Below are 14,523 nucleotides of genomic sequence, written 5' to 3'. Positions count from 1 at the left end.
CTTAGGGGCAATGGCTTGAATGGCTGACCATGTAGAGGGATAGTCGCTTAATGCTTCAATCAGCATGCGAACGGCGCGTTCTTTAATCTCAGGGGCGTAGTTTCGTGTTTTCATTGTCGTATTCTCTCAGAAAGTTAGGTCTCCGACAATCACGGGGCGGTTCAGAGCTATCAAGTCGCTCACTGAAAAGTAATATCGACTTTATAAGGACTTAACCATATATAATAAAAACCCCGGCGATATGCTGGGGTTTTTATTTGTCGTCTTTAAATGCTTATTACTTTTTTGTTTATAGAAGAGGGTGGCTGAAAAGTATTCTTTATAAATGCTAGTTGCTAATTTTTTTGTTTTTCTATTTCATTAATTTTCTGTTGATTTAGATTTTTTATTTCATTGATTGCTTGACTTAACTGATTGTTTATCTCCTCTACTTCTGACTTTATTGATAGATGCTCATCATCTATTACTATATTATTTTTTGTATTAGGGATATCCATCTCTAATAGTCCGGCATGATTTTTTATATCTTTTAATTCTGCAAGGTCTTCTTTTTTTATAGGCATCAGATTCTCGTTGCTTTGGCTATCTGGAGCATCTTTTTCTTGTGTGTTTTGACTGACTGAGACAGAGGCCGCGCTATCTTTATGAATGATCTTTTGAGAGCCCTCCAAGATTGCCGTGTTATCAGTTTTTGGTTCATCAGGCGCTTCCGAGTTTTTTGTAGAGGTTTTCGTATGACCGTTTTGAACATCACTGTCTTTTTTCGCGATGGTCTGTGTGCTACTAAGCGTAGATATATAAGTCTTTGATTTAAAAGGAGGTATGTCCGGGTCTGTAATATTAATCCTAGAAGGAAAAACTGTATTAGAGCTACTGTCAGCCACTTTTGCTGAGTCATGTGTATGTACAGTCAGATAAAACACAATGAATACGGCTATATGCACCAGTATCGCTAGACACAGGGCTTTTAGATGCTTCTTATCAAAACTTTTCATTCTATAGCTCTTACCTTTTTGTGCCAAAGTTTTTGCTAGTATTATCTAAATCCCTAAGTAATTGCGGCTACTACCAGTATCATTATAAAGGTATCGTATAAAAAATATAAATGATAGTCATTAAAAGAAGTATGGTGTACTTTATATATGCTTTTAAACGAATATAAATAAATTTTATATATAATCATAGTCTCTATAAAAATAAAAAAGCAATGATAAGAGTAGGGTTTTTTAGATAGAATAATAATGATTATTCAAGGTTTGCATTATTTTTTTGTAACGCTATACTGAGATTATAGTCATGATATTTACAAAAAACATAAATACCTATGATAAATGGTAATAAAAGAGTCGGTCAAAAATCATTTAAGATAGAAATCATACATGCTAATAAGGAGTAGGAGATATGGATATTAGAATAGCGACGTTATCAACGGTGTTGTTTTCAATGACTGGCTTATTAGGATGTCAAACTCTCGCAAATAATCCATCAGAGCTAAACCGTACACAGATATATCAAGCCAGTTGGGTTACCAGTGGAGACGCGTTTGGCCCGCCTGACGATAGTGTGTTGGCAACTAATGAAAGCCGAGTGGTGTTCTTTCGTGATGAAGAGGACGGCAGCTCAGACGTTGTTAGGATAGGGCTAGGTGCTGATAATGTTTTCCAATCTAGCCTACAAAACAAGCACTATTCAGAAAGTGTGCTGTGCTCTGGTGTACAAACTATCAACATCAACATAGGAGTCGCTGATAAGCAAAAAGTAACCACCTACTCTCAAAAATATACCTTCCTCCCACAAACCACCATCTACTTACAGATTGGTACTTCCAAATCAGGCCATGCTTTTATCAGACAGGTTTCTCTTGAGGATGTTTTAAATTCACCTGAGAAGTTTACGCGCCAAGCTCACCAAATCAATCGTGTCTCCTCTAAGTGTAATAGGCTAGACAATGTCGATCTACAACAGTCGGAAACGCTGAGTACAGCGGACAATAGCGATATTGATGCACCTTTGTACTTTCGCCTACTGTTCGATTTCGATAGTGTCGACGTCAAAAACGAGAACGTAATAAAGCTTAGTAAAGTGGCCGATACGGCTCGATTGTTTCCTAAAAGAGCCGTGATATTAGAAGGCCATACAGATGATAGAGGCCCAAAACAATACAATTTAACGCTTTCTCAAAAGCGTGCCGATGCTGTCAAAAATATTTTGATAAATCAATATGGTCTAGATGCTGAGCGTATAGCCAGTGTGGGCTATGGCGAGTCAAGACCGGTGGATAAAAGTGGTACAGAAAAAGGACGTCAAAATAATCGCCGAGTAGACGCTATCGTGATCCGAGAAGAATCTGCTAAATAATTGGCAACGATATAATACTGCGAAGACATTACTCAAAAGTTCATAGACAAAAATCAGGGATGATATCATGAAAAATATAACCGTTAAAGTACAGAGCCAAATTGAGACAGTTACTGAGCACAAAGTAATGACACAAAATAGCGAACCGATCGTCATTGCTGCTACTAATAATATTAACTATGAGCTTATAGACGACTCCACAGGACATGCGCCAGACCATATCATTACTAAGCGAGTAGACAAAGATCTGCATGTTTCTTTTGAAAATAACAGTCTCGAACCAGGTCTTATTATTGAAGGGTTTTATGAGGATATTAATAGTGCGCTCATAGGCTTGGCCGAAGATGGCAGTTATTACTACTATATTCCGGATTCTGGTGAGGTAGCAGACTATGTTACTGAGTTGGAAATAGGTGATGTACAAGGACAGGCCTTGGGTGGGACACCGCAAGCAGCACCTTGGTGGGTGGGAGCCACAGAAGTTGAAGGCTTTGATGCGTTACCTTGGTTAGCAGGTCTGGCAGGAGTAGGTATCTTAGGTGCTGCTTTAGGAAGCAGTGGTGGAAGTAGCAATAATAATCAACCACCAATTGATAATGTCGCTCCAGATGCGCCGACAGACGTCATCGTCAGTCCAGATGGTAGCAGCGTCACTGGTAAAGGAGAAGTGGGTAGTAACGTTGAAATCACAGATTCAAATGGCGATGTGATCGGCGAAGGGGTGGTCGATGAAAACGGTAACTTTGATGTTGACCTAGTGCCACCGCAAGTCGATGGTGAAGAGATAGACGTTACCTTGACAGACGAGGCAGGAAATACTTCTGATCCAACCAACGCCCTCGCACCAGACACCACCGCTCCAGATGCGCCGACAGACGTTATCGTCAGTGAAGATGGCAGCAGCGTCACTGGTAAAGGAGAGGCAGGAAACAAGGTTGAGATCACGGATTCAAATGGCGATGTGATCGGCGAAGGGGTGGTTGATGAAAACGGCAGCTTTGACATTGACCTAGTGCCACCGCAAGTCGATGGTGAAGAGATAGACGTTACCTTGACAGACGAGGCGGGAAATACTTCTGATCCAACCAGTTCCATTGCCCCCGACTTAACCGTTCCAGATGCGCCGACAGACGTCATCGTCAGTGAAGATGGCAGCACTGTCACGGGCAAAGGAGAGGCAGGAACCAAGGTTGAGATCACAGATCCAAATGGCGATGTGATCGGCGAAGGGATGGTCGATGAAAACGGCAGCTTTGACATTGACATAGTGCCACCGCAAGTCGATAGTGAAGAGATAGAAGTAACCTTGACAGACGAGGCAGGAAACACTTCTGATCCAACCAGTGCCATTGCCCCAGACTTAACTGCCCCCAACGCCCCAACTAGCATTGTCGTTGGCAACGATGATGGCTTCCTTAATGAAGAAGAAGTGGATGCTGATAATAACGTTGATGCGGTGATAGGCTTACCTGATGATGCTAAAGTAGGCGACACCGTCATCGTCAATGATCAAGAACAGACCTTAACGCCTGACGACATCACTGCAAATGAAGTCACCGTCAAAATACCTGCACCAGCTGAGGGTGAGTTGCTTGACATCACCGCCACCATTAAAGATGCGGCGGGCAATGAGTCACAACCCTTAAACAAGAATGTGGGTGTGGTGGATATCGAAGCTCCAGGTGAACAAGACGGCGCCACCCAAGTTGCTCCAGTCATAGCCATACCAGAAGCTGATAACGGTGTTAATGCGGACGAGATTGCCGATGGTATCCAAACTCAAATCACATTGCCGACAGGCACCCTAGCGGGAGACAGCATCACCCTAACCGTGACCCCAACGGGTGGTAGTACTCTAGTAGAAATCACCCACACTGTCACGGGACCTGAAGTAGGCAGCGGCGTATCAGAAGTTACGATACCTAATGACATAAATGGCATCAGCGCTGACGGTGATTATAGTATCGTCGCTACCGTCACAGACCAAGCAGGGAACAGTAGTGCGCCGAGTGCCTCGCTTGATTTCAGCGTGGACACTGAAGCCCCAAGCGCACCGAGTATCGACAGCGTCAATGAAAATGGCGTTGCCGGTAGTGTGACTGCCGGTGAAGGGGCACAGACGGTTGAGATCACCTTAACGCCTCGTGATGAAGCGGATCTACCAGAAGGCGCAACCGACAATGGCGATGGAACATTCACTATTACTGTTCCTGTTGCAGCCGATGGCAGCTTTAGCACTGACATCACCCCGCAATATGGCACTGATGTGCGCGCTGAAGCGGTCGATGCCGCGGGCAACCATTCAATGCCTACTACTGAGACCAGAGTTGATACCACGGCTCCTGATAGCAGCAGCACCCAGATTGCTATCGACGAAGTAACCGCTGATAACGTCATCAACAGTGACGAAGCCGCCGGTAACGTTACGATCACCGGTACGGTAACAGGCGACTTCACTGAAGACGACAGCGTCACTGTGACCGTCAATAATGTAACAAGCGCAGGCACAGTGAACGCTGATGGTACATTCAGTGTTGCGGTGGCCGGTAGCGACCTTGCCGCTGATACCAACGTAAGCGTGAGCATCGAAGCAACAGATGCTGCCGGTAACGTTGGCACTGTGAATCAAAACAAAACTTATAACGTAGACACTGAAGCCCCTGATGCGCCGACAGACGTCATCGTCAGTCCAGATGGCAGCAGTGTCACTGGTAAAGGAGAAGCGGGTAGCAGCGTTGAGATCACAGATCCAAATGGCGATGTGATCGGCGAAGGGATGGTCGATGAAAATGGCAACTTTGATGTTGATATAGTGCCACCACAAGTCGATGGTGAAGAGATAGACGTTACCTTGACAGACGAGGCAGGAAATACTTCTGATCCAACCAACGCCCTTGCACCAGACTTAACCGCCCCTGATGCCCCAACCAGCATTACCGTTGGCAACGATGATAGCTTCCTCAACGAAGAAGAGATTGATGCAGATGGCAACATAGACGCTATCATTGGCCTACCAGACAACGCCGTTGCAGGTGACACCGTCATCGTCAATGGACAAGAACAGATCTTAACGCCCGATGACATCACCAACAAAGAAGTCACCGTCAAAGTACCTGCACCCGCTGAGGGCGAGTCACTTGATATCACCGCCACCATTAAAGATGCGGCGGGCAATGAGTCACAACCCTTAAACAAGAATGTGGGTGTGGTGGATACCATAGCCCCTAACGCCCCAACAAATGACTTCACCATTACTGATAATGTCGCCAATGACGGTAGTGGCGATGTCTTAGATCCACCAGAAATCATTCCAGCAGGTGGTGTCACCAACGACAACACCCCAAGTATTACGATTCCTGCTGGTACATTAGGCGCTGACGAAACGGCGCAGTTGATCATCGATGGTGAAGTGGTCGAAGCAACCATCGTAGACAACGCTGATGGCAGCCTCACGTTGACACCGAACAACGCCTTAACAGATGGCGCACATGATCTGAGTTATAACCTAAAGGATGCAGCAGGAAACGTAAGTAGCAGTGGCCCTGTGGTCAATATTACTGTCGACACCACCGCTCCAGGTGAGCAAGACGGTGCCACCCAAGTTGCCCCAGTCATAGCCATACCAGAAGCTGAGGACGGTGTTAATGCTGATGAGATTGCTGACGGTATCCAAACCGAAGTTACGTTGCCGACAGGCACCCTAGAAGGGGATACCATTACTTTAACCGTGACCCCAGCGGATGGTACACCAATACAGATTACTCACGTTGTCACGGGACCTGAAGTAGCCAACGGCGTATCAGAAATTACGATACCTAATGACATAAATGGCATTATTGAAGATGGTGACTATAGTATCGTCGCTACCGTAACAGACCTAGCAGGGAACAGCAGTGCGCCGAGTGATTTCTTTGACTTTACGGTAGATACAGTGGCTGAGCTTACTGTCGACATCCCCATCGCAGGTGATAACGTTATCAATGCTGATGAAGCTGCTGAGGGCTTTAACGTAACAGGTACAGGTACTGCGGGTGATACCATCACATTGACCAACCAAGCAGACGATCTGATTGGTACGGCGGTTGTAGGTGCTAATGGTAAATGGTCTATTAGTGTTACTCAACAAAACGTTGCTGATATGAACCAAGGGTTAGAAGCCTTAAAAATCACCGCTACAGACCCAGCGGGTAACGTGAACTCTGAGACGGCTAATATTACCATTGTCCCAGCGACAGCACTGACTATTACCACTCCAATCGCAGGTGATAACCTTGTCAATGCTGACGAAGCAGTTACTGGTTTTGATGTCACAGGTACAGGTGCGGCAGGCGACACCATCACATTAACCAACCAAACAGGTGATCTTATTGGTACTATTGTTGTGGGCTCTGATAATAGATGGAGTATCGCTGTTGAATCAGCGCAAGTGGCTGCTATGGGAGAGGGCTTAGAGACTCTAATAGCGACCTCTGGCTCTGATACGGCTAGCGCCACGATCACCATTGATACCGCTGTTCCCGATGATACGACGACCGATATTGTCGTTGACGACGTGACCGCTGACAACGTCATTAATGCTATCGAGGCTGAAGGCAATATCGCGGTTACGGGCAGCGTGACGGGTGACTATAGTGAGGGCGATGCCTTGACGATAACGGTCAATGGTATTGAATATGCAGGCGCTGTAGATTTTGCTGGCAGCTTTAGTGTTGAGGTGCCCGGTACTGAGCTTGTGGCAGATGCTGATAACACTATTGAGGTCAGTATTAGCGCAACGGATCAAGCAGGCAATACAGGCATTGTCACTACCACCAAAGACTATGCCGTCAATACAGATGAGATCATCGCTGCTGCTGATAATTTTGTCGATTTGCAGCTCAATGCTACGCCATTAGAAATAGTAAACGACACACCATCAGATTTGAATAAAACCGGCTTTACAGTGGTCGGTGCAAGCTTAGGTCCTGTATTGGGCGCAGGTGTGGTCGCTGATGTTGTTGATAACTCAGTGGTACTCGAGGTGGGTGAAGATCAAGTCCGTGAAGTGACTGTCAAGGGCAATGCAGGCGGTGTACAGGTCGCAGGCACCATGAATCTGAATTTATACAAACTCAATGAGTCTACCGGTGAGTGGGAGCTACAGGCAGTCAAAGAAAACTGGGTAGTGTCTTATCTGCTAGGCGGCGTGTCTGAACCGGCTGACTTTAGCTTGGATGAAGGCCAGTGGCTGTTTGTCATGTCTGGTAATGAAGGTATCTCAGCATTGACGGGTTATACGCTACAGTTTGAAAAAGATGTTGTTTTAGACTACTCCGAAGCGACAGCGGTTAGCGGCTCAGTGACAGGAGACCTCTTAGCGGATGATGATGCGAGCTTTAGTTACGATGAGCTACCAAGTGGTACCACGGTGACTTCCATCACTTCATCTACTGGCACACAAACGCTTGAGTCAGGCGAGACAACGATTCAAGGACAATATGGCACCTTGACCATAGCGTCTGATGGTAGCTATGAGTATAGTGTCAATGAAGACTTCCGCGGGCCTTATGGCAGTGAGGAGCGCTTTACTTATACCATTGCATCGCCTGATGGTAATACCGACTCTGCAGATCTCACCATTGAGTTAAACATCCTCCCTGCCGATAAACAAGTAAAGATAGATGAAGTTCTTGTGGTCGATGCAGAGCCGACGGTCATCTTAGATACCCCAGACTCTGAGATTAAAGACGCTGTTGGCTTTGGGGTTTTGGATTTGAGTTTTGGCTCATCGTCCGTCCTAGATCTTGAGCTACTAGGCGGTAAGCCGCCACTTGAGTTTAGCGTGGGTGACAATCAGGTGCGTGAGCTTACCTTGCATGGTAGCGCAGGCGGCGTAGAGATTGCAAAAACCTATAGCATGGCAGTTTATAAGCTCAACGAAGATACTGGACAGTATGAGCAAGTTCACTTTGAAAAAAACTGGTTTAATGCGCCATTACTTGGTGGTAGGTCAGACCCGTTGACTTTGCAGTTTGGTGAAGGTGACTATAAGGCTGTGTTATTGACCGCAGGCGGCGTGGGAGTGCTCAGCGGCAATGGTCTGTATGTGGATCATGACACCATCTATGATTATGACCAGCCCTCGAAGTTTACAGGTGAGATCACAGGAGATGCCACTCCTGATGTGGGTACTGTGATACTCAAAGTAGGCGAAGAGGCGGTCACCTCAAACGCTCCTATGACTTATCAGGGCAAGTACGGGCAGCTAGTCATCGATGCCAATGGCGAGTACACCTATAGCGTAAACAACAACGCTAGTGATCCTAACTGGCAGCCGCCCTATGGCGAGGTCGACTCATTTAGACTGGTGACTAAGGACGCAAATGGTAATGCGGCTGTCGAAACCTTAAACATCAAGATTAGCACGCATACGGCGGTTGATGATTTTAATGAAGTGGCAGTACAAACGCAAAATACCGTCACCAACATCAACTTTAATGAGCCAGATAAAATAGGTAATTATGGCAAGTCTTACACTAAAGAGTTTGAGATCGCTGAACATGATGCCGCCGCTCCGGTTATCATAGAAGCGACTGCCAGATCTACTAATATCGCTTTTGGTGATAATGTCACCATTACCTATACTTTGCTAAATACCACAACTGGTCAGAGCTTTGTGGGCTCAGTGGAAGGGACAAAGGCAGGAGCATCCTTGAGCGACTCATTACCTGATTTGCCTGCAGGCAATTATGAGCTGACCATTACGACAAACAAAGGTAACTTGCAGAGTATCGGTTTTGACACCACAGTCATTCATTCAGCGGATTATACCGCTAGTGATGTGATGGCTATCAGTGGCTCTTTGATTGCTGGTAACGATAATGACCAAGGCATAGATAACATTACCGAGCTAAAAGTTGACAGTAAGTCAGTCTTCATTAGCGACCCTAATCAAGGTGCACAATCGATTGATATTGAAGGCTTGTATGGCACTTTGACTGTCTCTAAAGATGGTAGTTATAGCTATTTGCCAAATGGTGAAAGCTTTGGGATTGAGCGCTTTACTTATGAGACTAATTCTGTGACAGGTGTCAAAGAGACTGCAACCTTAGAGATCAATGTTGGCAAAAACATTACGGCCTCTATTTATGATGATGTTGCCATCAGCTCCGCCGCTAATGATAGCTTCATCATGGGCGAAGGCGCTGATACTTTAGTCTTTGGTAATCTAGGGACAGAAAACGGCGGCAATGGTAATAACGGTCTGGATACTTGGAATGACTTTAGCGCTGCTCAAGGCGATACGATCGATGTGACAGGACTGCTCGATGGCAACCAAACGGCAGCAAATATCGGCGACTACCTGACCTATGAAAACGGTGTACTCATGGTCGACCGTAACGGCAACGCTGAGTTTGAGGGGCTGTTAGAAGTAACAGCGACTGACTTAAATGAGTTGTTGGGTAGTATAGAGTGGGAAGTAGGGGCTGCTGGTATCGCTGAATTTAGTCTCGATGCGCTTGATGGCTTATCTAGCACGCGATCTACCGACGCTGGTGAGGGCTCTAAAGCCATGATGATGGATTCAGAGACTTCTATCGGTTTGTCAGATATCTTCGAAAACGAAACCATAGAGGTGCAAAGTATGAGCGTCAATACTGAGGGCTCAGCAGTAGGTAGTTTGCAAGGTAGCCAGCAATCTGCGACAGATAATCAAGCGGCATTATATGACGCTTGGCAGGTAAACAATTATCCAGTCTTACAAAACGATATCGGTGCAGATATCCAAAATATTATTTAATCGTTAGTTATCAAATCGTATGATGTATCAAAAGCGCTTCCAAGAGGGAAGCGTTTTTTATTACTTATGGTCATTAGTCATTAAATGCTGCCCATTAAACGCCAATCATTTACAGCTTCTTATTGCCTGCGCTTACGTCTGCGCAGGCACCGTGTTATCTGTTGTATGGCCGAAATGGGTGATCGGAAAGAGCTTGTCATAAGCCCAATTATAAGAAAACGTATAAAACAAATAAAAGCCCACCAACGACGCATCCATGACAAAAGCATGCCATAAGCTGATATTTAGATACCATGCCACCATGGGCAGATACAGTACCAGTAATCCACCTTCAAACAACACAACGTGCAGCACTCGTATCCATGGTGTCTTAAAGGTACTGCGCGTAAATTTGAGCATCCCTTTATCAAAAACAATATTAAAGCCATAGTTCCAAAGCGTGGCGATGATAGAGCCTGCAATGGCAATAACGCTGATGTCCTTAAGCTCAAACCCAAAGAAAAAACTCATGATTGGAATCGAGAGGATTAAGGCGATAACCTCAAAACCCACAGCGTGACGAATACGATCTCTATGGGTTCGCATGATACATCCTTTATAAAATAATTTAGTTGCCTATATTGTATCTGCTAAACTAATACATCAAAGTTATGACATATAGGAAAAACCGATAGATGAACTTTTCTTTAGAGCAATTACAAGCCTTTGTGGCGACCGTAGAGACGGGGTCTTTTTCGGCAGCAGGGCGCAGGCTGGGGAAAGCGCAATCATCGGTAAGTGCGGCGGTGGCCAATTTAGAAATCGATTTAGGCAATGTGCTGTTTAGCCGAAACAGTCGCTATCCTGAGCTGACCGAAGCGGGCGCGCGGCTGTTGGCGGAAGCGTATGTGATACTAGAGCGCTGTGAGCATTTTTTTGGGGTGGCCAAAAGTCTGAGCGAAGGGGTGGAGAGTAGGCTGGTGCTGGCGGTTGATGATTTGTATCCCACAGAATGGTTGGCCGGCTTACTTGAAACGTTTGACAGCCTGTTTCCTAGCGTAGAGTTAGAGCTGCTGCTGCCCATTATGGAGGATGTCAGTCGTTTGGTTATGGACAAACGGGCGGATTTGGGTATCATGTGGAGCCAAGAAGATTTGCCTTCAGCCATTCGCTTTCATACCTTGGGCTGGATTCCCCTAAAAATGGTTTGTGCGCCTGAGCATATGCTTGCAAGCAAAGTCGTCAGCTGGCAGGATTTAAAAACACACCGGCAATTAATCGTCGCCACGCGTAACGATAGCAAAGAAAAATCACGTCTACGTGTCGCCGCCGATGTGTGGTGGGTTGAGAGCCAGTGGATCATCATTGAGCTGGTTCAGCGCAATCTAGGGTGGGCACTGGTGCCTGAGCATATCGTGGTCGATGCTCTAAAAGAAGGCTCACTGGTATCGCCAACACTGGATTTTGATAAGCACAGTTGGCCTGTGGCTGTTGAGCTGGTTTGGCATAAAGAAAAGCCTTTGGGTAAGGCGGGGACTTGGTTACAGCAGGCCATCATCGCCTTAGATCGACAAATCTAATCTGTACTGCTAATCAATAGCATACGCTCAAACAGTCTGTCGCCTAGCGCGCCTCATCGATACGTTTGACATTATCCGCGCAGGCTTGGTAAATCGCATCTAGCGTCTCTGTGGTCAGATAAGTCTCAGCAAGCGGAAATAATACGCGCTCCTCAAAACGAATGTGATCATACAGTAGGGTACCGAGTGCTTTGACGTGCGCTGCGGTGATGGTCTGATTTTGAGAGGTAAAAATTAGCTTATGTAACAACAGATGCTGTTTGTTAAGTATCTCTAATGCGGTGGCAACATCAGGGTTGGCATTCTGATAAGGTTTTAGCGCAGTAGCAATTAGATGGTCTTCGATCTGAAAATGGGTGCTCATGTCTTGGATATATGAGGTCAAGTTTTGCCAGTGTTTATCGATGTGATGGCGCTCACCGCTGCAGTGTTTGGCATGATGAGACAGATTTAATCCAAGATGATGTTGACGTGATAGGGGCTGCAATTGGTGGGCGCGTTTCATGACCGAGTACCTCCATGAGTGAATAAAGTGACAGCGCATACAAGACAATACCGCACTGGGCATAAATATGATGCGTTTTATCAGCGGATCGTTAAATATTCTGTTTTTTAATAACTGTATTCTACTTATGACACAATGAGGCGGCAAAACGCAAAGGGTTTGATGCTAAAATCGCCAGTCAGTCATTACGCAGTAAGCAGCAATGCCTTAATAGACACTCAGTAATAGGCACTTAGTACGTGACCCTGTCTATCATCGCACAACTCTGTGTTTGATGCCGCGTACATTACTTTTTAACACCATAGGACACTGTCATGATCGTTTGGCAAAAACCGAATGCATTTAGAATACTTTTTACTTTGCGCGGCTCCGTTATTCCTCATATCTTTCCACAAGTTTTATTGATTAGCTTACTGAGTGCCATCATCTCGGCCATCCAGCACTGGGTTCCCAGCTCCTTTTCTTCTTATGGCGCTGCGCCTTTTACTTTACTTGGCATCGCTCTGTCTTTGTTTTTGGGTTTTCGTAACAATGCCAGTTATCAGCGTTGGTGGGAGGGTCGGCATTTATGGGGGCAGTTGGTATATGATGCGCGCAGTTTTACCCGTCAGGTGCTCTCATTTATCGAGGACGATAGCGAAGCGGGACGACACATGCAGCAGGAGCTGGTGCGTCTGACTATCGCGTTTACTCATGCGCTCAGGCATCGGCTGCGAAGTACCGCGCCGTGGGAGGATGTTGAGCGTTTTGTGGCGCCTGAGTATCACGCAAGCATGCGCCAAGCGGGCAATTTGCCTGAGTATCTATTGCGCCTGCTAGGCAAAAAGTTGGGCCAGGTTCGACGCCAGCAGCTCTCCTCTGATCTGATGATACAAAACATGGACGAGCGCGTCACCTCGATGACGATTGTGTTGGCGGCTTGTGAGCGGATTCATAATACGCCACTACCCTTTGCCTATACGCTATTGGTGCATCGTACCACTTATCTGTACTGCTTTATGCTGCCGTTTGGTTTGGCGACGTCCTTGGGCTGGGTGACACCGTTGGTGTGCGGCGTCATTGCTTATACGTTTTTTGGATTGGATGCGCTCAACGAAGAAATAACCGATCCGTTCGGCGTCGCGGCCAATCACTTGCCACTGAGCGCCATCTCGCGCACCATCGAGATAAACCTGCTAGAAGCTTTGGGAGAGACAGATTTGCCGCCTGAATTGATGTCTCAGGGTGGTTATTTGCAATAATAACACTTGTACGGTTGGGGTCATCAAGAGCTGAGCGCTGTATGCATAGCGCTCAGTTTTTTGTTTTTGGTGACAGAGATTTTTATATCGAATTAACGATAACATGCAGATTTTTAGTTAATGATAATTGTTTTCGTTATCATTCGCGTGTAAAATCGGCCACAGTGAGCGCGCAAGTGATGCGATAAATATGTGCGTCTATCGCAAAATGACAGGTAGCGCTGAGACATTGATGAGTAAAGAAGAGCCGTTATGTTACGTGTAGAGCAGATGACCATTCGCCGACAAGACAATACTTTGTTAAATGACGTCAGCTTTGAGGTAGGGACGCGGCAACTGATTGCCTTGATTGGGCACAATGGCTCAGGAAAGTCGACCTTGATTAAAGCCTTGGCAGGCGAGATGGATTGTACGCAAGGCGGTGCGACTTTGGATGAGCGAAGTATTCATGAGTACGGGGATAAAGCACTGGCGCGTAAGATGGCCTATTTGCCACAGCAGCTCCCAGAAGCGGCAGGCTTTAGCGTGCGAGAGCTGGTGATGCTCGGCCGTTATCCTCATCAAAAATGGCTACAAAAACCCAGTCAAGCGGACCATGACAAGGTAAGTGAGGCCATGCGAGTGACACAGGTTGAGCAATTCGCTGATCGCCTTACCAACACATTGTCAGGGGGTGAGCGTGCGCGGGTATGGCTGGCAATGTGTCTGGCGCAAGACACCGATTATCTGCTGTTAGACGAGCCGCTGGCTGCGCTTGATATGCACTATCAGATTGAGGTGATTGAGCTGATACGCCGTTTGGTCGATGAGCGGGGGTTGAGTGTGGTTATTATCATTCACGACATCAATCTGGCCGCGCAGTATGCCGATCGTATCATCGCCCTAAAAGGCGGACGCATCTGTCACAACGGCGATGTGCTCAGCACCATGCAGCCCAGCGTTTTACACGATATTTTTAATGTCTCCATGCAGCTGATGACGCATCCTGTGACAGGGCGGCCGGTGGCTGTCGCTTAAGCTGTATTTTCTTTTGTCGCTGCGATTTGCTCGGCGCTTCTGTCGGCGGTATGACGATTGTTT

8 protein-coding genes are annotated in these 14,523 nt (G+C 46.4%); 5 read left to right on the top strand and 3 right to left on the bottom strand.

All coding sequences use genetic code 11. The annotated features are described in order from the left end of the window. Positions 1–335 precede the first annotated feature (335 nt). On the bottom strand, positions 336–995 hold the full coding sequence (locus J3491_RS10785; protein WP_075101206.1) for a hypothetical protein: 660 nt from the start codon (positions 993–995) through the stop codon (positions 336–338). Between the two features lie 406 nt (positions 996–1,401). Here J3491_RS10785 and J3491_RS10780 point away from each other — a divergent pair, with 406 nt between their 5' ends. Together J3491_RS10780 and J3491_RS10775 are read left to right on the top strand one after the other, a co-directional pair. Then, positions 1,402–2,358: an OmpA family protein gene (locus J3491_RS10780; protein WP_075101207.1), complete on the top strand. Its 957-nt coding sequence runs from the start codon at positions 1,402–1,404 to the stop codon at positions 2,356–2,358. A 67-nt stretch (positions 2,359–2,425) separates the two neighbouring features. Beyond that, the gene (locus tag J3491_RS10775) at positions 2,426–10,138 is read left to right on the top strand and encodes a BapA/Bap/LapF family large adhesin (RefSeq protein WP_207970216.1); all 7,713 of its coding nucleotides are present in this window, start codon (positions 2,426–2,428) and stop codon (positions 10,136–10,138) included. A 132-nt stretch (positions 10,139–10,270) separates the two neighbouring features. On the opposite strand, the gene J3491_RS10770 is transcribed toward J3491_RS10775, so the two are convergent. After that, positions 10,271–10,723: a PACE efflux transporter gene (locus J3491_RS10770; protein WP_075101209.1), complete on the bottom strand. Its 453-nt coding sequence runs from the start codon at positions 10,721–10,723 to the stop codon at positions 10,271–10,273. Between the two features lie 89 nt (positions 10,724–10,812). On the opposite strand from J3491_RS10770, the gene J3491_RS10765 reads away from it, so the two are divergent. Further along, positions 10,813–11,697, top strand: coding sequence for a LysR family transcriptional regulator (locus J3491_RS10765; protein ID WP_207970215.1), 885 nt, complete (start codon positions 10,813–10,815; stop codon positions 11,695–11,697). Between the two features lie 43 nt (positions 11,698–11,740). Here the strand turns inward: J3491_RS10765 and J3491_RS10760 are convergent, their stop codons facing one another. After that, positions 11,741–12,202 carry a hemerythrin domain-containing protein gene (locus J3491_RS10760; protein WP_075101211.1) on the bottom strand — a complete coding sequence of 154 codons (462 nt, stop codon included), beginning with the start codon at positions 12,200–12,202 and terminating at the stop codon, positions 11,741–11,743. 314 nt (positions 12,203–12,516) lie between these two features. Here J3491_RS10760 and J3491_RS10755 point away from each other — a divergent pair, with 314 nt between their 5' ends. Both J3491_RS10755 and J3491_RS10750 read left to right on the top strand, forming a co-directional pair. Then, on the top strand, positions 12,517–13,443 hold the full coding sequence (locus J3491_RS10755) for a bestrophin family protein (protein ID WP_075101212.1): 927 nt from the start codon (positions 12,517–12,519) through the stop codon (positions 13,441–13,443). A gap of 252 nt (positions 13,444–13,695) precedes the next feature. Continuing rightward, positions 13,696–14,460: an ABC transporter ATP-binding protein gene (locus J3491_RS10750; RefSeq protein WP_075101213.1), complete on the top strand. Its 765-nt coding sequence runs from the start codon at positions 13,696–13,698 to the stop codon at positions 14,458–14,460. Positions 14,461–14,523 lie beyond the last annotated feature (63 nt).

Origin of the sequence: Psychrobacter halodurans (assembly GCF_017498075.1) — a bacterium.
Taxonomy (GTDB): Bacteria; Pseudomonadota; Gammaproteobacteria; order Pseudomonadales; family Moraxellaceae; genus Psychrobacter; species Psychrobacter celer.
The sequence above is the reverse complement of the archived record's forward strand: the minus strand, read 5'-3'. Positions and strand labels throughout refer to the sequence as shown.